Source organism: Methylovorus mays, from assembly GCF_020531915.1.
Classification (GTDB): Bacteria; Pseudomonadota; Gammaproteobacteria; order Burkholderiales; family Methylophilaceae; genus Methylovorus; species Methylovorus mays.
Genome location: NZ_JAJAVG010000006.1, coordinates 206,628 through 227,466 on the forward strand (window position 1 = coordinate 206,628; position 20,839 = coordinate 227,466).

The following is a 20,839-nucleotide window of genomic DNA, read 5'->3' on the forward strand; positions in this document are numbered from 1 at the left end:
AATAAAATGCGTAATAACGCAAAGACTGGAGATTGAATGGAACGCACAACAATGGATTTATGGGTCGGCATTTTTGCCGTCGCTGGAGCTGCCGCCTTGTTTGGGCTGGCGCTTAAAGTGGGTAACCTCACCTCCAGCAGTGTGGGTGATACGTATACGGTGACCGCTGCATTTGAAAATATTGGCGGCTTGAAACCGCGTGCTCCCGTAAAAAGTGCGGGGGTGGTGGTTGGTCGGGTGGACAATATTCAATTCGACAGTAAAACCTTTGAGGCTAAAGTGACTCTGAAGGTGGACAAGCGATATCCTTTCCCTAAGGACACGTTTGCCAATATTTATACGGCTGGCCTGCTGGGTGAGCAATACGTAGGTCTGGAAGCCGGGGGCGATGAGCAGCCATTGAAAGATGGCGACAAGATTTCCCACACTCAGGATGCAGTCGTCCTGGAAAAAATGATCAGTCAGTTCTTGTACAACAAAGCGTCCGAAAGCGACGATAGTAAAAAGGCGGAATAAACATGAAGTCTGTAATCAAGTTCGTAGCAGCTGCTGTCCTGATGGGGGCAATGCATTTGGCTGTAGCCGATGTCCCTCCTGATGTGCTGGTGAAGTCGACGGCGGATGAAGTGCTGGCCATCGTCAAGAAAGACAAGGACATTCAGGCCGGTGATCAGAAAAAGATCTTTGCATTGGCAGAAGAAAAGATTTTGCCAAACTTTGATTTTGATCGTGTGTCACGCATGGTGCTGGGCAAAAACTGGAGCCGCGCCAGCAAAGAGCAGCAGGATGCATTCCAGAAGGAATTCCGCAGTCTGATGCTGCGTACCTATGCCACTGCGCTGGGTAAGTATCGTAACCAGACCATCAACTACAAGCCTTTGCGCGCTGACCCTACGGACAAGGAAGTCACCGTGAAGACTGAAATCGTGCAGCCAGGTGGCCAGCCCATCGCCGTCGATTACAGCCTGGAAAAAACCGGTGAAGCCTGGAAGGTCTACGATATCGTGATCGAGGGCGTGAGCCTGGTGACCAATTATCGTGGTCAGTTCAGCAGCGAAATTCGCCAGTCCGGCATGGATGGCCTGATTCAAAAGCTAGCCGACAAAAACGCTGGTTCTGCCAAATAACGGCAAGCAGAATGACGCAAATTATTTCTGAAGGACAACGCTGGCAGGTGCAGGGCGATATGACGATGCCACAGGTCAACAACCTGTTGGCGCAAAGTCAGGCCCTGCCCATGGCGGATCGGCTTGAAGTTGATCTTTCCGCAGTGTCTGATGTTGATACCGCGACCATCAGCGTGCTGTTTGAATGGCTGCGCCGTGCGCAGGATCAGAAGTGTGAATTGAAGTTCGTCCATTTTCCCAAGAACCTGACCAGTCTGGCGACGCTGTATGGCGTGCTGGATCTGATCCCTCACGCTGCCGCTTAGGCATCCGGGCTCTGCCCGTTTCATGACCATGACCCCCGCGATCAAGATTGAGCAGGTAACCAAGGATTTCGGTGCTTTAAAGGCATTGAAAGGCATAGACCTGTCGATTGAGCAAGGTGAGTTCTTTGCCTTGCTTGGCCCGAATGGGGCAGGAAAATCCACGCTGATCAATCTGCTGGCGGGCCTGCTGCGTCCAAGTAGCGGCAAATTGGCAGTCATGGGGTATGACGTGGTATCTCAATATGCGCAGGCCAGGCAGTTGCTGGGCGTTGTCCCGCAAGAGCTGGTGTTTGATCCGTTTTTCAATGTACGTGAAATGTTGCGCTTTCAGGCCGGCTATTTTGGTCGCGGGCCGGAAAACGACGCTTGGGTGGATGAAGTGATTGAATCCTTGGGTCTGACCGACAAGGCTCACGTCAATATGCGTCGCCTGTCAGGGGGCATGAAGCGCCGTGCACTGATTGCCCAAGCGCTGGCCCACAAGCCACCTGTGATCGTGCTGGACGAGCCAACAGCGGGTGTGGATGTGGAGTTGCGCCAGACTATGTGGGCGTTTATTCAGCGCCTCAACCGCGAAGGTCATACCATCATTCTCACCACGCATTATCTGGAAGAGGCCGAGGTGCTCTGTTCGCGCGTTGCCATGATGAAGTCGGGCCAGATTGTGGCCTTGGATACGACGGCGAATCTGCTCAAGCAGATTCCTGGCAAGCAACTGCGTGTCACCATGGCGCCTGGAAGCGTGCTGCCTGCTGGCATCGCCGCGCTGGTGCGGCATCGTGATGGTGATGTCTACACCTTTACATTGAATGATGTTGCCCAAGTGGCGGATGTGTTGGCGGAGCTTCGCCAGTCACAGTTGACGTTTACCGACATGCAGTTGCTGGAAGCGGATCTCGAGGATGTGTTTGTCGATATGGTGGGGCGCGCATGAGCAGTCTCATCTCAGCGCGCATGCGCGGGCCCTGGACCCTGTTCAAGAAAGAGCTGCTGCGCTTCTGGCGTGTCAGTTTCCAGACAGTTGCCGCACCGGTGATGACGGCATTGTTGTATTTGCTTATTTTTTCGCATGTGCTGGACAAGCATGTGCAGGTCTACGACGGCGTGGGTTATACCGCCTTCCTGATCCCAGGTCTGATCATGATGTCGGTGTTGCAAAATGCCTTTGCCAATAGTTCATCCAGCCTTATCCAGTCCAAGGTAATGGGCAGTATTATTTTTGTGATGCTGACCCCGCTGTCTTATCTGGAGTTCTTCCTGGCATTCCTGGCGGCGTCCATCATCCGTGGTTTGGTGGTTGGGTTGTGCATATACCTGGTGGCCATCATCTTCATTGATCTGCCCATTGCACATCCGGGATTCATCCTGGCATTTGCGTTTCTAGGGAGTGCCTTGCTGGGGGCATTTGGGATTATTGCAGGCATATGGGCGGACAAGTTTGACCAGATGGCGGCATTCCAGAATTTTATTATCATGCCTTTGTCATTCCTTTCTGGCGTGTTTTACTCGATCCATTCGCTACCTCCGGTATGGCAGACGGTCTCCCATTTCAACCCGTTTTTCTACATGATTGATGGTTTCCGTTATGGTTTTTTTGGCCAGGGCGACATTTCTCCTGCCGTCAGTTTGCTGGTGGTCGGCGTCAGTTTCTTGCTGCTGTCATGGCTTGCGCTCAGAATGTTGAAATCCGGATACAAGCTCAGGGGCTAAAATGTTAAGCGCAGATGATGTAAAAACCTATATAACGCAAGGACTGGCGTGTGATTACGTGCAGGTGCTTGGCAATGATGGCCAGCACTTTGAAGCCGTGATCGTGAGCGCTGCCTTTACAGGTAAGAATATGGTGCAGCAGCACCAGCTGGTTTATCAGGCTTTGGGCGATCGCATGCGCCAGGAAATTCATGCCTTATCGATGCGCACTTTTACGCCCGAGACCTGGGCGCAACGTGCTTCGACTTAAGCTTTTAAGGAGTTTGAAATGGATAGTACTCAAGAATTGATCAAGAATCAGGTCACTGCCAACCCGGTAGTGCTTTATATGAAGGGCTCACCCAAGTTTCCACAATGCGGTTTCTCGGGCCTTGCCGTGCAGATTTTGCAGGCGAGCGGCGTCAAGGATTTTGTCGCGGTGGATGTGCTGGCAGACCCTGCCATTCGTGATGGCATCAAGGTTTATGCTAACTGGCCAACGATTCCTCAGCTTTATATCAAAGGCGAGTTCATTGGCGGCGCTGATATCATGCGCGATCTGTTTCAACAGGGCGAACTGCAAAAAATGCTGGAATCCGCTACCGCCTGAAGTGTTCAGGCAGATGCTACACAATAAAAGTTAGGGATGGATTTTGGACAAGCTGGTTATTGAAGGCGGGATTCCGCTACAAGGGGAAATCACCATTTCCGGTGCCAAGAATGCGGCATTGCCGATTCTCTGCGCATCGCTGCTGGCAGAAACCCCGCTAAAACTGAGCGCCGTAGCCAAGCTCAAGGATGTGGGGACTACCATCACCTTGCTGGAGCATATGGGTGTTCAGGCCAGCCGATCCGAAGATCGTGTCGTTCTGGATGCTTCGCATATCCATACTCAGGAAGCGCCCTATGAAATGGTGAAAACCATGCGGGCTTCCATCCTCGTGTTGGGGCCATTGCTGGCACGATTTGGGCATGCTCGGGTTTCATTGCCAGGTGGCTGTGCCATTGGCTCGCGTCCTGTGGATCTGCATATCAAGGGGCTGCAAGCCATGGGTGCCGAGATCCACATCGAACATGGATATATCGAAGCGCGCGCCAGCAAGCTCAAGGGAGCGCGCTATTTCATGGATATGGTCACGGTCACCGGCACCGAAAATCTCATGATGGCCGCATGTCTGGCGGATGGAACCACGGTGCTTGAAAATGCCGCCAAAGAACCCGAAGTGGTCGATCTTGCTGATTGCCTGATCAAAATGGGTGCGAGGATTGAAGGTGCTGGTACCGACATCATTACCATTCACGGTGTGGAGCGTTTGCATGGCTGCGACCATCAGGTGGTATGCGATCGTATCGAGGCAGGAACCTATATGGTGGCTGCCGCCATGACCGGTGGTTGCGTCAAATTGAACAATGCACGGGCAGACCTGCTGGATGCCGTGATCGAGAAGTTGCGCGATGCCGGTGTAACAGTGGAAAGTGATGCAACTAGCATCACCGTAAAAAGTAACGGAAAATTGAAGGCTGTGAATATCCGCACAGCGCCGCATCCCGCTTTCCCCACGGACATGCAGGCGCAAATGATGGCCTTGAATACCATCGCGGATGGCGTGGCAAAAGTTACTGAGACTATTTTCGAAAATCGCTTCATGCATGTGCAGGAAATGCAGCGCCTGGGAGCCCAGATTGAAGTGGAAGGCAATACGGCGATTGTGCGCGGCGTGCCCAAGCTGGAAGGCGCTACCGTCATGGCGACAGACTTGCGTGCCTCGGCCAGTCTGGTTCTGGCGGCGCTGGTGGCCAGTGGCGAGACGATAATTGAGCGTATTTATCACCTGGATCGTGGCTATGAAAATCTCGAAGAGAAGCTCACTGCCCTGGGTGCCAAGGTCAAGCGCACTTCTTGAAGCGCTTTGCCATTGAATGACCGTATTAACAGAGAATTGAATTCATGATCACCATTGCCCTATCCAAAGGCCGCATTTTTGAAGAGACCACCCCTCTGCTGGCGGCCGCGGGTATTCATGCCCTGGAAGCGCCAGAGGCTTCACGCAAGCTGATTCTGCCGACCAACCGTCCGGATGTCCGCTTGCTGATTGTACGGGCGACGGATGTCCCCACCTACGTGCAGTATGGCGCGGCTGATTTGGGCATTGCTGGCAAGGACGTGCTCACCGAACATGGTGGAGAAGGGCTCTATCAGCCACTGGACCTGCAGATCGCTCGTTGCAAGATGATGGTCGCCGTGCGCGAGGATTTCGATTATTTCGGTTCGATTCGTCGCGGTGCCCGTCTCAAGGTCGTGACGAAATATGTGAAAACGGCGCGTGAGCATTTTGCCAACAAAGGCATGCATGTTGATCTGATCAAGCTGTATGGCTCGATGGAGCTGGGCCCATTGGTTGGCCTGGCAGATGCGATTGTCGACCTGGTGAGTACGGGCGGCACCTTGCGCGCCAATCAACTCAAGGCCGTGGAAGAGATTGCCGATATCAGCTCTCGCCTGGTGGTGAATCAGGCCTCGCTCAAGCTGAAGCGGGGTGAGCTGCAACCAATCATGGATTCATTTGCCCAAGCAGTGGCAGAAAATGGAAAGAAATAAGGCTACACAATGAATATTCGACGCTTTTCTACTCGCGATGCGACCTTTGATGCGGATCTCAAAGCCTTGCTGGCATTTGAGACCGCTCAGGATGACCAGATCGATCTGGTGGTTGCCGATATCTTGCGCAATGTAAAACAACGTGGCGATGCCGCTGTGCTGGAGTACACCAAGCGCTTTGATCATCTGGATGTGACAGGTCTTTCCTCGCTGGAAATTTCCCAAGTAGAACTGCATTCCGCACTGGAAGCACTGCCGGCTGCCCAGCGCGAGGCTCTGCAGCAAGCTGCCGAGCGCGTGCGCCTTTACCACGAGAAGCAGTTGATGTCGTCCTGGAGTTATACCGAGGACGATGGCACTTTGCTCGGCCAGCAAGTCACTCCGCTTGATCGCGTGGGCTTGTATGTGCCAGGCGGCAAGGCAGCTTACCCTTCATCGGTGCTGATGAATGCTATTCCAGCCAAAGTGGCAGGCGTGGAAGAACTGATCATGGTAGTGCCGACGCCTAATGGTGAGCGTAACCAGCTGGTATTGGCGGCGGCGGCGGTGTGCGGCGTGGATCGCGTGTTTTGTATAGGCGGCGCTCAAGCTGTTGGCGCCTTGGCGTATGGCACTGAAACCGTACCGCAGGTAGACAAGATTGTTGGGCCTGGTAATGCCTATGTGGCTGCAGCCAAGCGTCGCGTATTCGGCGTAGTTGGTATTGATATGGTGGCTGGTCCTTCTGAAATTCTCGTGATCTGTGATGGCAAGACCAATCCGGACTGGGTGGCGATGGATTTGTTTTCGCAAGCCGAGCACGACGAGCTTGCCCAAGCCATTTTGTTATCGCCCGATGCTGAGTTTCTCGACAAAGTGGCCGCCAGTGCCGCACGTCTGGTCGAAGAAATGCCGCGCAAGGACATCATCAAGACATCGCTGCAAGGCCGTGGCGCGCTGATTCAGGTAAAGGATCTGGAAGAAGCCGCTCGCATCAGCAATTACATCGCGCCAGAACATCTGGAGCTTTCGCTGGATGATCCTTTAGCCTTCAGCAAGAAGATCAAGCACGCGGGTGCCATCTTCATGGGACGTGATACCTGCGAAGCGCTTGGGGATTACTGTGCTGGCCCTAACCACGTCTTGCCTACCTCACGCACGGCCAGATTCTCTTCACCGCTCGGTGTGTACGATTTCCAGAAACGTTCCAGCCTGATCATGGTATCGGCCGAAGGCGCGCAAAAACTGGGTAAAGTGGCCGCGACCCTGGCGTATGGCGAAGGCCTGCAAGCACACGCCCGCTCTGCAGAGTACCGGCTTAAAAAATGAGTAAATACTGGAGCCAGGTGGTCCACGGCCTCACTCCCTATACGCCGGGTGAGCAGCCTAAAATGGCCAACCTCATCAAGCTGAATACCAATGAAAATCCGTATGGCCCCAGCCCTAAAGTGCTGGCAGCTTTGCGCGGTGAGGTTGCGGATAGTCTGCGTCTATACCCAGACCCCAATTCGGATAGGCTGAAACAAGCCATCGCCGAGTGTCATGGCTTAACGCCCGCACAAGTGTTTGTTGGTAATGGATCAGATGAAGTGCTGGCGCATGTGTTTCTTGCTTTGCTCAAGCATGATGCGCCTTTGCTTTTTCCAGATATTACTTACAGCTTTTATCCGGTGTACTGCGGGCTCTACGATATTGATTATCAGACCGTGCCGCTGACGCAAACCTTTGAAATCAATGTGGATGATTATCGCGTTGCGAATGGCGGGATTATTTTCCCCAATCCCAATGCACCTACTGGTCGCGTACTGGCGCTGAGCGAAATACGCCGATTACTGGATGCCAATACCGAGTCGGTGGTTGTGATTGATGAGGCTTATATTGATTTTGGTGGTGAGTCTGCCGTTGCTCTGGTCAATCAGTATCCGCAGTTGCTGGTAACGCATACCTTGTCTAAATCGCGCTCCCTTGCCGGGTTGCGCGTGGGTTATGCCGTCGGTCATCCTGACTTGATTGATGCGTTGCATCGGGTGAAGGATAGCTTCAACTCCTATCCCATCGACAGGTTTGCCAGTGCGGGTGCGGTTGCTGCCATGGAAGATATGGCTTACTTTGAAGAGACCCGGCAGCGCGTGATGGATACTCGGGTCAGGATGGTAGATGAAATGCAGGCGCTAGGCTTTGAAGTATTGCCATCAGGTGCCAATTTTATTTTTGCCCGCCATGCTGAGCGGGATGCCTTCGTGCTTACTACTGCATTGCGTGAGCGCAGCATTATTGTGCGCCACTTCAAAAAGCCAGCTCGTATTGATCAGTTCATGCGCATTACCGTGGGGACTGAGGAGGAATGTGACGCGCTGGTTGCTGCCTTAAAGGATATTCTCTCCGCCACCTGAACTTAAAAGCGATTATGATGCTGCCTAGTGATGCATTTAAGGTGCATCATGGCAAAATATTGCTAAAATTCAACCGATTTACCCTATTCACAAGAAAAAATGTATCATTACGGAGTGAGTAAATCATAACCCTGTAACTTAAGCGGAGGAAGTATCGTGGCACAACCATCAGTACAAATGGCATTGGATTCATTGGATTTCGATGCAACCGTAGCACTGGCTACCAAAGTAGCCCCCCATGTAGATATTCTTGAAATCGGTACCCCTTGTATCAAGTACAACGGTATCAAGCTGCTGCAAACATTGCGCGCTAAATTCCCGAACAACAAGATTCTGGTTGATCTGAAGACCATGGATGCTGGTTACTACGAAGCTGAGCCTTTCTACAAGGCTGGCGCTGACATTTGCACCGTACTGGGTACTGCCGATATCGGTACTATCAAGGGTGTAATTGATGTTGCCAACAAATATGGCAAAGAAGCTCAAATCGATCTGATCAACGTAGCAGACAAAGCTGCACGTACCAAGGAAGTAGCAAAGCTGGGCGCGCATATCATCGGCGTGCACACTGGTCTGGATCAACAAGCTGCAGGTCAAACTCCATTTGCTGACCTGGGCCTGGTATCCAGTCTGAATCTGGGCGTTAAGGTTTCTGTTGCTGGTGGTATCAAGCCAGCTACCGTTAAGCAAGTAGTAGATGCTGGTGCCAACATCGTTGTTGCTGGTGCTGCTATCTACGGTGCTGCAGACCCTGCTGCTGCTGCTGCTGAAATCAGCGGTCTGGCTAAAGGTTCGACTTCCAGCGGCGGCGTATTCGGCTGGTTGAAGAAGCTGTTCAGCTAAGACGAATTTTACGTCTGAAACTCAAACCGCCGCAGTCGCTGCAAAGGTCTGCGGCGGTTTTTAGTTTTTTGAAACTCAAGAAAGTAATGATCTTCCCATGCGTATTGCCGAAGTAAGTCGTAATACCCTCGAAACGCAAATCTCGGTGTCTATCAATCTGGATGGTACCGGTGTGTCCAAATTGGCAAGCGGCCTTGGTTTTTTTGATCACATGCTTGATCAGATTGCCCGTCATGGCATGATGGACATCACGGTCTCTGCCAAAGGTGATTTGCATATTGATGCGCATCATACTGTCGAGGATATTGGCATTACCCTGGGTCAGGCTTTTGCCAAGGCAATAGGCGATAAAAAAGGCATACGTCGTTACGGACATTCTTATGTGCCGTTGGACGAGGCGTTGTCGCGTGTTGTACTGGATATTTCCGGCCGCCCCGGCATGGAATTTGGCGTGGAGTTCACGCGCGCCCGCATAGGCGACTTCGATGTCGACCTCATACACGAATTTTTCCAGGGCTTTGTCAATCACGCCCTGGTGACCCTGCATATCGATAACCTGCGTGGTGACAATGCGCACCATCAGGCAGAAACGATTTTCAAGGCTTTTGGCCGCGCTTTGCGTATGGCCGTGGAAGCAGATGACCGCATGACCGGCATCATGCCTTCGACTAAAGGCACTTTATAAGTTTTGGGTAGTCCCAATATTTCTGATTTTGTTAAGCACAGACTATGATCGATATTGCTGTTGTGGATTATGGCATGGGCAATTTGCGCTCCGTATCCAAGGCGCTGGAGCATGTTGCGCCCGATAAGCGGGTGGTTGTGACCAGTAATCCTGCGGATATTGCGGTGGCTGAGCGTGTGGTGTTTCCTGGTCAAGGGGCCATGCCTGACTGTGTCCGGGAACTCGATGCCAGAGGCTTGCGCCAAGCGGTGATTTCAGCGGCTGCCGACAAGCCTTTTTTAGGCATCTGTATCGGGCTTCAACTCCTGTTCGATCATAGTGAAGAGGGTAATGCCGCTGGACTTGGTATCTTGCCAGGCAACGTCAAACGCTTTGCCGATGCTGATATGGTGGATGCAAACGGTGCACGTTTAAAAGTCCCTCACATGGGCTGGAACGAGGTATATCAGAGCCGTCCTCACCCCATCTGGAACGATATCGCCGATGGTGAGCGTTTTTACTACGTGCATAGTTACTATGTCGTTCCCGAGGACGCCGATATTGAGGTGGGATATAGCAATTATCCCAAGCGCTTTACCAGTTGTATTGCGCGCGATAATATTTTTGCGGTGCAGTTTCACCCAGAAAAAAGCCAGCACGCCGGCCTGAAGTTGTTATCCAATTTTGTTGCGTGGGACGGACGTCCTTAATTTCTATCTATTAAAAAAATATGCTGATCATTCCTGCCATCGACCTGAAAGACGGTCACTGCGTACGACTCAAACAAGGCCTTATGGAAGACGCCACCGTGTTTTCCGAGGATCCAGGCGCCATGGCGCGCCACTGGGTAGATAAGGGCGGCAAACGTCTGCATCTGGTTGACCTTAATGGCGCGTTTGCAGGAAAACCCGTTAATGAGGGCGCGATCAAAGCCATTGTGGATGCGGTTGGCGGAGAAATTCCCATCCAGCTGGGTGGTGGTATCCGGGATCTTGAGACCATTGAGCGTTATCTGGACGATGGTATCGATTACGTCATCATTGGCACGGCTGCTGTTAAAAATCCGGGATTCTTACATGAAGCATGCTATGCCTTCCCCGGTCAGATCATGGTGGGCCTCGATGCCAAGGATGGCAAGGTCGCGGTAGATGGCTGGTCTAAACTCACTGGTCATGACGTAATTGATCTGGCGCAGAAATTCGAAGGCTATGGCGTGGAAGCCGTGGTTTATACCGATATCGGCCGCGATGGCATGCTGAGCGGCGTGAACATTGAAGCCACAGTGGCATTGGCGCGAGCCCTCACTATTCCCGTGATCGCCAGTGGTGGTATTACCAATCTTGATGATGTGCACAAGCTGTGTGCAGTGGAAAGTGAAGGCATCATGGGGGCTATTACCGGCCGCGCCATTTATGAAGGCACGCTCGACTTTGCTGCCGCACAAGCATTGGCAGACGAGCTGAACGGATGAGCCTCGCCAAGCGCATTATTCCCTGCCTGGACGTGACCGATGGTCGTGTGGTCAAGGGCGTGAATTTCCTGGAGCTGCGCGATGCAGGTGATCCGGTTGAGATTGCTAAACGCTATGACGATCAGGGTGCGGATGAGCTTACCTTCCTGGATATCACCGCCAGTTCTGACAACCGCGGCTTAATCCTGAATATTATCGAGCAAGTGGCTTCCCAAGTGTTCATTCCATTGACGGTGGGCGGCGGCGTGCGCGAAGTGGACGATGTTCGCCGCTTGTTGAACGCCGGGGCTGATAAAGTCAGTATCAACACTTCCGCTGTCACCAATCCGCAATTGGTGGCAGACGCTGCAGGGCGCTTTGGTTCGCAATGCATTGTGGTGGCGATTGATGCCAAGCAGGTGGGCGATCATTGGGAGGTGTTTACCCACGGTGGCAGAAAAGCCACCGGTCTGGATGCGGTTGAGTGGGCAAAGAAAATGGTTGAGCTGGGTGCAGGTGAGTTGCTTGTGACCAGTATGGATCGCGATGGCACCAAAATCGGTTTTAACCTGCCCTTGAATCGCGCGATCAGCGATGCGGTGAGTGTGCCCATCATTGCTTCGGGTGGTGTGGGCAATTTATTGCACCTTGTCGAAGGTGTACAAGAGGGCGGCGCAGACGCTGTTCTGGCAGCCAGTATTTTCCACTATGGGGAATTTACGGTGCGCCAGGCAAAAGAATATATGCGTGACCATGGCATAGAGGTGCGATTGTGAGTGTTGCGTGGCTGGATAAAGTGCAATGGACTGCCGATGGTTTGGTACCGGTTATTGCCCAGGAAGTGGGCACTAACAAAGTCCTGATGTTCGCCTGGATGAATCGCGAGGCCTTGCGCCTGACGGCCGAAACCGGGCAGGCGGTTTATTGGTCACGCTCGCGCAATCGGCTCTGGCATAAAGGTGAAGAATCCGGTCATGTGCAAAAAGTGCATGAGATTCGTCTCGATTGCGATGAGGATGTTGTGCTCATCAGTGTCGAACAAGTGGGCGGCATTGCCTGCCATACTGGACGGCATAATTGTTTTTTCCAGAAGCTGGCAGATACTGAGTGGGTGATAGACCAGCCCGTTATCAAAAATCCTGGGGATATTTACCACCGTGAGTGATGTACTTAACCGATTGGGCGAGTTGCTCGAGCAGCGTAAACAGGCAGATCCGGCATCCTCCTATGTGGCCAAGCTCTATGCCAAGGGCATGGATAGTATCCTGAAAAAGGTAGGCGAAGAGGCTGCAGAGACCATCATTGCCGGCAAGGGTGGCAACAAGGATGAAATCATCTATGAAATTGCCGATCTCTGGTTTCATACCTTGATCATGCTCGCGCATGCTGGGCTTGAGCCTCAGGATGTGCTGGATGAACTTGCCCGCCGCGAGGGCCTTTCCGGGCTGGTAGAAAAAGCCCAACGCCAGGAGTAGCATGAATGAGTGCTGATTGTATTTTCTGCAAAATTGTCACGGGTACCATTCCGTCCACCCAGATTTACGCAGATGATGACGTGGTGGTATTTAAGGATATCAATCCTCTGGCCCCCGTTCATTTTCTTATTGTTCCGCGCGAGCATATAGAATCGCTGGCCAGTTGCGACGCATCTCATCAGGCGTTGCTTGGAAAAATGCTGCTGTTGGCCCCCAAGTTGGCCAAAGAGCAAGGCCTTGCCGGCTTTCGTACCATGATCAATACCGGGCGAGAAGGTGGCCAGGAGGTATTCCATATTCATGTTCATGTTTTTGGTGGTGGCACTACCCTGCCAAAAACCTAGCGCTAAAATTCAGGAGAGTTCAAATGGGTTCATTCAGTATTTGGCATTGGTTGATCGTGCTGGTTATCGTGGTACTAATTTTTGGTACCAAGAAGCTACGCAATATGGGCAGTGATGTAGGTGGCGCCGTGAAGAATTTCAAGGATGCCATGAATGAAGGCGCGCAAAAGCCTGGCAGTCTGGATGATCGCGGAACCAGCAATACGGTTGAAGGCGAAGTGACTCAAAAGTCGAAACAATAAAGCGGCCACCTCCGTGTTCGATATTGCTTTTTCCGAGTTGCTGCTAATCGGCGTGGTCGCCTTGATTGTGATCGGCCCGGAAAAATTACCCAAGGTGGCACGGACATTGGGATTGCTCGCAGGTAGATTGCAACGCTATGTTGCCAATGTAAAGTCTGATATCGATCGTGAACTTCAATTTCAGGATTTGCAGAAATTGCAGCAGGAGATAAAGCAGGGGGCTGATCGTCTCCAGGCAGATATGCATCAATTTCAGTCTCGCGCCAATGAGCAGCTCAATGAGGTCGACAAAAGTATGATTCCTCCTCCTGAGTCATCCCCCGAGGCCGTTACTCCCCCAGTGCAACCTGACATCCACAAGCCACAGTGACGACAACGGATACCTTTATTTCGCATCTGATTGAGTTGCGCAACCGGTTGTTGCGTATTGTCATCGGAGTGGTTCTGGTATTTATCGGCTTATTCCCCTTTGCCAATAAAATTTATACGCTATTGGCCCAACCATTATTGAGTCATTTGCCGGCCGGCGGGCAAATGATTGCTACAGCTGTTACCACGCCTTTCTTTGTGCCCATGAAAGTGGCGATGCTGGCGGCATTTGTTATCTCTCTGCCACACACCCTTTATCAAGTCTGGTCATTTATTGCACCGGGTCTTTACACTCATGAGCGGCGGTTCATGGCGCCACTGGTCGTCGCGAGCACGCTCTTGTTCTTCGCCGGGATGTGCTTTGCTTATTTTCTGGTGTTCCCGGTCGTGTTTGGTTTTATTGCCGGCACAGCGCCTGAGGGGGTCGCCGTGATGACCGATATTGGCAACTATCTTGATTTTGTCATCACCCTCTTTATGGCTTTTGGCATTGCCTTTGAGGTGCCTGTGGCCGTGGTGCTGCTCGTGTATTTTGGCTTGGTCAGAATTGAGACCCTTAAAGATATACGTTCCTATGTCATTGTGGGAGCATTTGTCATCGGCGCCATTTTCACCCCTCCTGATGTCATTTCCCAGATCATGCTGGCGGTCCCTCTGTGGTTGCTATACGAGGCCGGCATTCTTGTTGCAGGATTCCTGCGCGTTCGTACTACTCAAGCTGATTAGTTTTTTAACTTAGTGTTGCAAAAATGCATGTGACCATTATTTATTTATGGTTATTTAACCATAAATAAAAAAAGGTCTTTAAAAAGTTTTTTGCCGGGCGTAAGATCAACTTGCCTATAACAATGACAGGGTAAAGGAGATTGAAATGCTTAAGGTACTGTTTGGATCGTGGGTCGGAATCGCATCAATCCTGACAATAGTGCTGACGATCGCAGTAGTCAGCTATTGGGTGGGATATTGCATCGTGAATGCAAATCGCGCCAAATAATTGCGGCGTTCCCGGGCAATGCCCGGGACTTTACTCAGTAGGGACAATCGTTGGGCGCGGACGTTTGCCGATAAGAACAGGTACAGAAAACTCTTTCTGGTCCCGTGAAATTTTCAGGATGGCTTTCTTGTTTGGTTTCAAGCTGGAAATCAGGTTCAGCATGCTGGAACTGTCCTGCACCTGACGCCCGTCAATCTCCAGGAGAATGTCACCCGGTCTCAAGCCTGCGCGTTCTGCTGGACTGTCTCGGAGGATGCCTGCGATGAGAGATCCGCGAACTTCCTTCAATCTGAAAGATTCAGCCAGCTCAGGGGTGATGTCCTGCGCCTCAATCCCTATCCAGCCACGTGTCACACTGCCTTGACGGATAATTTGTTCCATTACCTGCTTGGCAAGACTGACAGGGATGGCAAAGCCAATACCCATAGAGCCACCACTGCGTGAGTAGATGGCACTGTTAACACCAACAAGGTTGCCATCAGTATCAATCAATGCACCTCCAGAGTTACCTGGATTGATGGGAGCATCGGTCTGAATGAAGTTTTCGAAGGTGTTGATCCCCAGATGGCTACGACCCACCGCACTAATAATGCCCTGTGTAACTGTCTGACCGACGCCAAATGGGTTGCCTATGGCTAACACCACATCGCCCACATTAATCTGATCTGCTTTTGCAAACGTAATGGCGGGCAGATTGCTTACATCGACTTTCAATACTGCAAGATCAGTCTCTGGATCTGTGCCTACGACACGCGCTGATACCGTTCTGCCATCGGCAAGCGCTACTTCGATCTCATCGGCAGATTCAATAACATGGTGGTTGGTTAGAATCAGCCCCTGGGTGCTGACGATAACGCCTGATCCAAGGCTGTTTTCACGTTGCGGCTGCTCATCCTGCTGATCACCGAAAAAATGACGGAAAAGGGGGTCATCCATGAATGGTTGTGATGGATTCGCTTCAGCCTTTTTGCTGGTGAAAATATTGACAACAGACGGCATGGCTTTCTTTGCCGCAGCGCTGTAAGAGCCCGGTGGTATGGCTGAAGCTGGAGTAGATGGGGCCTCCGTAACGACCAGGGGTTTTGCTTGCGAAGGGATTAAGCCTGGATAGAATTGCTGCGCGACAAAAATGACAGCAAGACTGATCGTAACAGTCTGTGCAAAAATGAGCCAAAGTTTGCGCATGATCTAAATGGTTTTTTCCGAAAAATGGATACAGAAAAATGAAATTGAATGAATTGCTTGATTATACCGGACAAATTCTTCAGGTAGCGCGGTTCAAAGATTATTGCCCCAATGGGCTGCAGGTAGAGGGGCGGCCAGAGGTGGGGCGATTGGTAACCGGCGTGACGGCATCGCTCGCCTTTCTGGAGGCGGCCCGAGAACATGGGGCAGATATGGTAATGGTGCATCACGGATATTTTTGGCGTAATGAGGATGCCCGTATCGTTGGGGTAAAGCAGAAGCGCATCAAGTTACTGCTGGACAGTGGAATGTCGCTCGCCGCATATCATCTTCCATTGGATGCGCATCCGGAGTTGGGGAATAACGCACAATTAGGCCAAAAAGTAGGGCTAATCCTGGAGGGGTGGACTGGGGAGCAGGATATTATTGCCTATGGCAGAACGGCTAAAGATATGACAGCGCGGATGCTTTGTCAGCGTGTATCTAGTGTGCTCAATCGCGAAGCCTTGATGCTGGGGCCTGAGGACAAAGTCATACGCAGGGTAGCCTGGTGTACGGGTGGTGCTCAAGGGTATATGGAGCAGGCTATTGCTTTGGGTGTTGATGCGTATATCAGTGGAGAAGTCTCGGAGCAGACGTTGCATCTCGCAAATGAAGCTGGCGTGGTCTACATTGCGGCTGGGCATCATGCCACTGAACGTTATGGCATACAGGCATTGGGCGAACACCTCAAAAATCGATTCAACCTGCAGCACCACTATATCGAAATTAATAACCCCGTATGAGTCGCGGTTTTAGGTTTAAGTTTTTCTCTGAACGCTGTAAAATGGCGCGCTAATTAACTGCAGTTTAAAGCAAGTCGCATTAATTTTAAGGGAATGTGATGGCGAATCAACAAGTGGATCAGGGGAAGCGGCGCTTTTTAATCGCAGCGACTACCGCAGTAGGAGGTGTGGCGGCCGCGGCTGTTGCAGTTCCATTTATTAGTAGTATGTTGCCAAGCGAGCGTGCAAAAGCCGCTGGCGCTCCGGTCGAAGCTGATATCAGCAAGATCGAGTCGGGAGCGATGATTACGGTAGAGTGGAGAGGCAAGCCGGTATGGCTTATCAACCGTAGTCAGGAAATGATGGCGGCATTGGTGCAGCATGATGACAAACTGTCCGATCCGAAGCTGGAAGTAACGACACAACAGCCTGCATATTGTCAAAATGCATCACGTTCAATCAAGACCAATTTGATGGTGTTGGTCGGCATTTGCACGCACTTGGGATGCTCTCCGTCGCCTAAGCTGCAGGCAGGTAATGAAATGGGTGCAGATTGGCCGGGTGGTTTCTTCTGTCCTTGTCACGGCTCGCGTTTCGATCTGGCTGGGCGTGTATTCAAGGGCTCGCCCGCACCTATTAATCTGGTCGTGCCTCCGCACAAGTACATCAACGACAATCTGCTGTTGATTGGTGAAGACGACAAGGGGGCCGCGTAATCATGCAAAAATATTTAACTGGCTTGCTCGGGTGGGTAGATGACCGTTTTCCATTGACGGCCAACTGGAAAGCCCATCTTTCGGAGTATTACGCTCCCAAGAACTTCAACTTCTGGTATTTCTTCGGTTCTTTGGCACTGTTGGTCTTGGTGCTGCAAATTGTTACCGGCATTTTTCTGACCATGAATTACAAGCCGGATGCTGAGCTCGCTTTTGCCTCCGTGGAGTACATCATGCGGGACGTGTCCTGGGGATGGTTGATTCGTTATATGCACTCAACCGGCGCTTCCATGTTCTTCGTGGTGGTCTATCTCCATATGTTCCGTGGCCTGATTTATGGCTCTTACCGGAATCCTCGTGAATTGATCTGGCTGTTCGGTGTGGGGATTTTCCTTGCGCTGATGGGGGAGGCATTCTTCGGCTATCTGTTGCCATGGGGGCAGATGTCATACTGGGGTGCTCAGGTGATTATCAATCTTTTCACCTCTATCCCTTTTGTTGGGCCAGATATTTCACTTTGGCTGCGCGGTGATTACATGGTGTCTGACGCGACCCTTAACCGGTTCTTCGCGTTCCACGTAATTGCTCTTCCGCTGGTGCTGCTGGGTTTGGTAGCTGCGCATATCATTGCCCTGCATGAAGTGGGCTCTAATAACCCTGACGGTGTTGAAATCAAGAAGCACAAAGATCCTGAAACGGGTATCCCATTGGACGGTATTCCTTTCCATCCTTATTACACGGTGAAAGATATTGTCGGCGTCTCAGTTTTTCTGATCGTGTTTTCGGCCATTATCTTCTTTGCGCCAGAAATGGGCGGCTACTTCCTGGAGGCGAATAACTTTATTCCTGCCGATCCGTTGAAGACGCCATCCCATATTGCTCCTGTATGGTATTTCACGCCGTATTACTCTATTTTGCGTGCGGTACCTCCCATCATGAATTCGCAGTTCCCCGGTGTTGCTGCCATGGGTCTGTCGGTGGTGATTTTCGCGTTGCTGCCTTGGTTGGATCGTAGTCCCGTGAAGTCGATACGCTATCGTGGTCCTATCTACAAGGTATGGTTGGCATTGTTTGTGGTGAGCTTCTTGATTCTGGGGTACCTGGGTACCGAGCCTTCTAATGTTTGGGGCGTGTTCGATCCTTCAACCTTCATGGTGGGTGGTGCGGACCGTGCAACGGTAGTGGCCAGAATTTTCACTGTGGTTTACTTTCTGTTCTTTATCTTGATGCCTTGGTATACCAGCATCGATAAGACCAAGCCAGTTCCAGAAAGGGTAACAGGATAATGAAAAAGGTATTGTTGTTGGTCGGCCTGTTATTGCCTGTCCTGGCCATGGCGAATGAAAGTGTGCATCTTGATCATGCGCTTATCGATCCCAATAATCAGGCTTCGTTACAGCGTGGCGCCAGGACTTTTGTAAACTATTGCCTGAGTTGCCATAGTGCAGCTTATATGCGGTATAACCGGCTTAAAGATATTGGTTTGAGTGATGCTGAAATCAAGTCAAATCTGATGTTTGCTGGTGAGAAGGTGGGCGACACGATGACTGTCACCATGCCTAAGCGCGATGCCAAATCCTGGTTTGGAGCAACGCCCCCCGATCTCTCGGTGCAGGCGCGTGCATATGCAAACGGGCCAGACTGGCTGTACAGCTACTTGAGAGGCTTCTATCGTGACGATACTCGTCCGACGGGCTGGAACAATACTGTCTATGACAAAGTGGCTATGCCGCATGTGCTATGGCAGTTGCAGGGTGAGCAAACGCTCAAGGTTCAGAAAATAGTGGATGAGCATGGCCATGAGGTCGAGAAACATACCCTGGTGCTGACCAAGCCGGGCGTGCTTGAGCCTGCGCAGTATGATGCGATGGTTGCTGACCTGGTGAATTATCTGGTATTCATGGGAGAGCCTGCAAAAGGCTTGCGTCTGCAATTGGGGTTGATCGTGATCCTCTTCCTGGGCTTGCTTTTCATCGTCGCGTACTATCTGAAAAAAGAATTCTGGAAAGATATACACTAACGTTCTATTCAAGGCGGGATTGCCTTTGCGGGCAATCCCGCTTTTTTGTTTTGTAAGGAAACAACATCATGATGACTTTGTATTCTGGAACTACTGATCCATACAGCCACCGCTGCCGTATTGTGCTATTTGAAAAAGGCATGGATTTTCAAGTGATCGACGTGGATCTTGCCAACAAGCCAGAAGATCTGGCCGTAATCAACCCGCATAATGAAGTCCCTGTCCTCGTTGAGCGTGATTTGGTGCTGCAACAGGCAAACATCATTAATGAATATATCGACGAGCGCTTTCCTCACCCTCAGCTTATGCCCGCTGACCCTGTGATGCGAGCACGTGCCAGATTGTTTCTTCATAACTTTGAAGAGCAGTTGTTCAGTCATATCAAGGATATTGAGTCTGGCAATCAGAAGCTGGCTGATAAGGCGCGCTTGATTATTCGAGACAATCTGACGCAGATCGTGCCTTTGTTCAGCCGTCAGGAATATATTCTTGGTGACGAATTTTCCATGCTGGATGTCGCTATTGCGCCACTCTTGTGGCGTCTTGGTCATTATGGAATTGAACTGCCCAAGCAAGCTGCACCTTTACTTAAGTACGCAGAACGTATATTCTCTCGCCCGGCTTACATCGAGGCGATGACCCCTTCCGAAAAAGCAATGCGGAAGTAAAGTCATGGAAAACGTTTCATCCACTAAGCCCTACCTGATACGCGCCGTGCATGAGTGGTGTGTGGACAATGGATTTACGCCACATTTGTTGGTGGCGGTGGATGAAAATACCCGAGTGCCCATGGCATACGTAAAGAATGGCGAAATAGTGTTAAATATCAATTATTCAGCCACCAAGGACTTGGTGATTGATAACACTGCAATCAGTTTTTCGGCGAGATTTTCTGGTGCTTCACAAAATATTTACGTGCCAATTGGTGCGGTTCGTGGTATCTTCGCTCGCGAAAATAGTCAGGGCATGTTTTTTGAGGCTGAGCCTGTTGCAGATGTTTATGAGCAGGCGGGGCAGTCTGAGGTGCTTGTGAAGCCTGAAGCGCCAAAGGAAATAAAAAAACCGTCTCTGACGTTGGTTAAAAAAGATTAAAAGTTTTACGCCGGATTAGCTCAGTTGGCAGAGCAGCGCACTTGTAATGCGAAGGTCGTCAGTTCGATTCCGACATCCGGCACCAGTTACCGCCCAGTTATGGTTTGACAGTACGTGAAATTGTCAGCATAATCTCGGGTTCGGTTTGGAGGGGTGGCCGAGTGGTTAAAGGCGACGGACTGTAAATCCGTTCTCTCAGAGTACGAAGGTTCGAATCCTTCCCCCTCCACCAAATTTAAAGTTGGAGCCAGCGTTGATAACTGGCGAGGCGCGCGGGTGTAGCTCAGTTGGTAGAGCACTTGCCTTCCAAGCAAGATGTCGCGAGTTCGAACCTCGTCGCCCGCTCCAGTTTAAGTAAGAATTTAGTAAAGCGCCCATGTGGCTCAGTGGTAGAGCACTCCCTTGGTAAGGGAGAGGTCGCGGGTCCGATTCCCGCCATGGGCACCACTTCATTAACTTGATAAAGTCGGTTAAAGGAAACGGTAATGGCAAAAGGTAAATTTGAGCGGACGAAGCCGCACGTCAACGTAGGCACGATTGGTCACGTTGACCATGGTAAGACGACGCTGACAGCGGCGATCACGACAAT

General features: G+C 51.3%; 31 protein-coding genes and 4 tRNA genes. 34 read left to right on the plus strand and 1 reads right to left on the minus strand.

Annotation, left to right across the window (positions count from 1 at the left end):
• Window positions 1-36 precede the first annotated feature (36 nt).
• From mlaD to LG203_RS08590, 23 genes are all read left to right on the plus strand, one after another.
• Window positions 37-516: an outer membrane lipid asymmetry maintenance protein MlaD gene (gene mlaD, locus LG203_RS08480; protein WP_230345376.1), complete on the plus strand. Its 480-nt coding sequence runs from the start codon at window positions 37-39 to the stop codon at window positions 514-516.
• Between the two features lie 2 nt (window positions 517-518).
• Complete coding sequence (locus LG203_RS08485; protein WP_230345377.1) at window positions 519-1,127, plus strand: MlaC/ttg2D family ABC transporter substrate-binding protein; 609 nt, start codon at window positions 519-521, stop codon at window positions 1,125-1,127.
• A gap of 11 nt (window positions 1,128-1,138) precedes the next feature.
• The gene (locus LG203_RS08490) at window positions 1,139-1,432 is read left to right on the plus strand and encodes an STAS domain-containing protein (protein ID WP_230345378.1); all 294 of its coding nucleotides are present in this window, start codon (window positions 1,139-1,141) and stop codon (window positions 1,430-1,432) included.
• A 22-nt stretch (window positions 1,433-1,454) separates the two neighbouring features.
• Window positions 1,455-2,366, plus strand: coding sequence for an ABC transporter ATP-binding protein (locus LG203_RS08495; protein ID WP_230345379.1), 912 nt, complete (start codon window positions 1,455-1,457; stop codon window positions 2,364-2,366).
• Window positions 2,363-3,142, plus strand: a complete 780-nt coding sequence (locus LG203_RS08500; RefSeq protein ID WP_013441089.1) for an ABC transporter permease — start codon at window positions 2,363-2,365, stop codon at window positions 3,140-3,142. Before LG203_RS08495 ends, LG203_RS08500 begins: the two co-directional genes overlap by 4 nt.
• Window position 3,143: 1 nt before the next feature.
• On the plus strand, window positions 3,144-3,392 hold the full coding sequence (locus LG203_RS08505; RefSeq protein WP_013441090.1) for a BolA family protein: 249 nt from the start codon (window positions 3,144-3,146) through the stop codon (window positions 3,390-3,392).
• An 18-nt stretch (window positions 3,393-3,410) separates the two neighbouring features.
• Complete coding sequence (gene grxD, locus LG203_RS08510; protein WP_230345380.1) at window positions 3,411-3,731, plus strand: Grx4 family monothiol glutaredoxin; 321 nt, start codon at window positions 3,411-3,413, stop codon at window positions 3,729-3,731.
• 43 nt (window positions 3,732-3,774) lie between these two features.
• Entirely contained in the window at window positions 3,775-5,025 is a 1,251-nt protein-coding gene (gene murA / locus LG203_RS08515; RefSeq protein ID WP_230345381.1) for a UDP-N-acetylglucosamine 1-carboxyvinyltransferase, read from the plus strand.
• A 44-nt stretch (window positions 5,026-5,069) separates the two neighbouring features.
• The gene (gene hisG / locus LG203_RS08520) at window positions 5,070-5,720 is read left to right on the plus strand and encodes an ATP phosphoribosyltransferase (protein ID WP_013441093.1); all 651 of its coding nucleotides are present in this window, start codon (window positions 5,070-5,072) and stop codon (window positions 5,718-5,720) included.
• 9 nt (window positions 5,721-5,729) lie between these two features.
• The gene (gene hisD / locus LG203_RS08525; RefSeq protein WP_230345382.1) at window positions 5,730-7,028 is read left to right on the plus strand and encodes a histidinol dehydrogenase; all 1,299 of its coding nucleotides are present in this window, start codon (window positions 5,730-5,732) and stop codon (window positions 7,026-7,028) included.
• Window positions 7,025-8,092, plus strand: a complete 1,068-nt coding sequence (hisC, locus tag LG203_RS08530; protein ID WP_230345383.1) for a histidinol-phosphate transaminase — start codon at window positions 7,025-7,027, stop codon at window positions 8,090-8,092. The genes hisD and hisC overlap by 4 nt, the downstream gene beginning before the upstream one ends.
• Window positions 8,093-8,269: 177 nt before the next feature.
• Window positions 8,270-8,935 (plus strand): 3-hexulose-6-phosphate synthase, encoded by a 666-nt coding sequence (hxlA, locus tag LG203_RS08535; protein WP_013441096.1) that lies wholly within the window; start codon window positions 8,270-8,272, stop codon window positions 8,933-8,935.
• Between the two features lie 97 nt (window positions 8,936-9,032).
• On the plus strand, window positions 9,033-9,620 hold the full coding sequence (hisB, locus tag LG203_RS08540) for an imidazoleglycerol-phosphate dehydratase HisB (protein WP_230345385.1): 588 nt from the start codon (window positions 9,033-9,035) through the stop codon (window positions 9,618-9,620).
• A 44-nt stretch (window positions 9,621-9,664) separates the two neighbouring features.
• On the plus strand, window positions 9,665-10,309 hold the full coding sequence (hisH, locus tag LG203_RS08545; protein ID WP_230345386.1) for an imidazole glycerol phosphate synthase subunit HisH: 645 nt from the start codon (window positions 9,665-9,667) through the stop codon (window positions 10,307-10,309).
• 20 nt (window positions 10,310-10,329) lie between these two features.
• Window positions 10,330-11,070, plus strand: coding sequence for a 1-(5-phosphoribosyl)-5-[(5-phosphoribosylamino)methylideneamino]imidazole-4-carboxamide isomerase (hisA, locus tag LG203_RS08550; protein WP_159356330.1), 741 nt, complete (start codon window positions 10,330-10,332; stop codon window positions 11,068-11,070).
• The gene (hisF, locus tag LG203_RS08555; RefSeq protein WP_230345387.1) at window positions 11,067-11,825 is read left to right on the plus strand and encodes an imidazole glycerol phosphate synthase subunit HisF; all 759 of its coding nucleotides are present in this window, start codon (window positions 11,067-11,069) and stop codon (window positions 11,823-11,825) included. The genes hisA and hisF overlap by 4 nt, the downstream gene beginning before the upstream one ends.
• The gene (hisI, locus tag LG203_RS08560) at window positions 11,822-12,214 is read left to right on the plus strand and encodes a phosphoribosyl-AMP cyclohydrolase (RefSeq protein WP_230345388.1); all 393 of its coding nucleotides are present in this window, start codon (window positions 11,822-11,824) and stop codon (window positions 12,212-12,214) included. Before hisF ends, hisI begins: the two co-directional genes overlap by 4 nt.
• On the plus strand, window positions 12,207-12,524 hold the full coding sequence (locus LG203_RS08565) for a phosphoribosyl-ATP diphosphatase (RefSeq protein ID WP_230345389.1): 318 nt from the start codon (window positions 12,207-12,209) through the stop codon (window positions 12,522-12,524). Before hisI ends, LG203_RS08565 begins: the two co-directional genes overlap by 8 nt.
• A 5-nt stretch (window positions 12,525-12,529) precedes the next feature.
• Window positions 12,530-12,868 carry a histidine triad nucleotide-binding protein gene (locus tag LG203_RS08570; protein WP_230345390.1) on the plus strand — a complete coding sequence of 113 codons (339 nt, stop codon included), beginning with the start codon at window positions 12,530-12,532 and terminating at the stop codon, window positions 12,866-12,868.
• Window positions 12,869-12,891: 23 nt separating this feature from the next.
• Window positions 12,892-13,110: a Sec-independent protein translocase subunit TatA gene (gene tatA / locus LG203_RS08575; protein WP_013441104.1), complete on the plus strand. Its 219-nt coding sequence runs from the start codon at window positions 12,892-12,894 to the stop codon at window positions 13,108-13,110.
• Between the two features lie 13 nt (window positions 13,111-13,123).
• Window positions 13,124-13,480, plus strand: a complete 357-nt coding sequence (tatB, locus tag LG203_RS08580) for a Sec-independent protein translocase protein TatB (RefSeq protein WP_230345391.1) — start codon at window positions 13,124-13,126, stop codon at window positions 13,478-13,480.
• The gene (tatC, locus tag LG203_RS08585; RefSeq protein WP_230345392.1) at window positions 13,477-14,205 is read left to right on the plus strand and encodes a twin-arginine translocase subunit TatC; all 729 of its coding nucleotides are present in this window, start codon (window positions 13,477-13,479) and stop codon (window positions 14,203-14,205) included. Before tatB ends, tatC begins: the two co-directional genes overlap by 4 nt.
• Before the next feature lie 145 nt (window positions 14,206-14,350).
• Window positions 14,351-14,473 carry a DUF3149 domain-containing protein gene (locus tag LG203_RS08590; protein WP_230345393.1) on the plus strand — a complete coding sequence of 41 codons (123 nt, stop codon included), beginning with the start codon at window positions 14,351-14,353 and terminating at the stop codon, window positions 14,471-14,473.
• A 30-nt stretch (window positions 14,474-14,503) separates the two neighbouring features.
• Here LG203_RS08590 and LG203_RS08595 read toward each other — a convergent pair whose 3' ends face one another.
• The gene (locus LG203_RS08595; protein ID WP_230345394.1) at window positions 14,504-15,658 is read right to left on the minus strand and encodes a Do family serine endopeptidase; all 1,155 of its coding nucleotides are present in this window, start codon (window positions 15,656-15,658) and stop codon (window positions 14,504-14,506) included.
• A gap of 38 nt (window positions 15,659-15,696) precedes the next feature.
• Here LG203_RS08595 and LG203_RS08600 point away from each other — a divergent pair, with 38 nt between their 5' ends.
• The 11 genes from LG203_RS08600 to LG203_RS08650 form a co-directional block, all read left to right on the plus strand.
• Window positions 15,697-16,443 (plus strand): Nif3-like dinuclear metal center hexameric protein, encoded by a 747-nt coding sequence (locus LG203_RS08600; RefSeq protein WP_230345395.1) that lies wholly within the window; start codon window positions 15,697-15,699, stop codon window positions 16,441-16,443.
• A gap of 98 nt (window positions 16,444-16,541) precedes the next feature.
• On the plus strand, window positions 16,542-17,138 hold the full coding sequence (petA, locus tag LG203_RS08605; protein ID WP_230345396.1) for a ubiquinol-cytochrome c reductase iron-sulfur subunit: 597 nt from the start codon (window positions 16,542-16,544) through the stop codon (window positions 17,136-17,138).
• A 2-nt stretch (window positions 17,139-17,140) separates the two neighbouring features.
• Entirely contained in the window at window positions 17,141-18,424 is a 1,284-nt protein-coding gene (locus tag LG203_RS08610) for a cytochrome b (protein ID WP_230345397.1), read from the plus strand.
• Complete coding sequence (locus LG203_RS08615) at window positions 18,424-19,158, plus strand: cytochrome c1 (protein ID WP_230345398.1); 735 nt, start codon at window positions 18,424-18,426, stop codon at window positions 19,156-19,158. The genes LG203_RS08610 and LG203_RS08615 overlap by 1 nt, the downstream gene beginning before the upstream one ends.
• A gap of 68 nt (window positions 19,159-19,226) precedes the next feature.
• A complete protein-coding gene (locus LG203_RS08620; protein WP_013441114.1) occupies window positions 19,227-19,826 on the plus strand; it encodes a glutathione S-transferase N-terminal domain-containing protein in 600 nt (199 codons plus the stop codon).
• Between the two features lie 4 nt (window positions 19,827-19,830).
• On the plus strand, window positions 19,831-20,250 hold the full coding sequence (locus tag LG203_RS08625) for a ClpXP protease specificity-enhancing factor (protein WP_230345399.1): 420 nt from the start codon (window positions 19,831-19,833) through the stop codon (window positions 20,248-20,250).
• Window positions 20,251-20,259: 9 nt separating this feature from the next.
• Window positions 20,260-20,335, plus strand: a tRNA-Thr gene (locus LG203_RS08630).
• Between the two features lie 62 nt (window positions 20,336-20,397).
• Window positions 20,398-20,482: transfer RNA gene (locus LG203_RS08635), tRNA-Tyr, on the plus strand.
• A 40-nt stretch (window positions 20,483-20,522) separates the two neighbouring features.
• Window positions 20,523-20,598, plus strand: a tRNA-Gly gene (locus LG203_RS08640).
• A gap of 24 nt (window positions 20,599-20,622) precedes the next feature.
• A tRNA-Thr gene (locus LG203_RS08645) sits at window positions 20,623-20,697 on the plus strand.
• A gap of 38 nt (window positions 20,698-20,735) precedes the next feature.
• Window positions 20,736-20,839 (plus strand): GTP-binding protein (locus LG203_RS08650; RefSeq protein WP_033456734.1); only part of this gene is annotated, 104 nt, incomplete at its 3' end.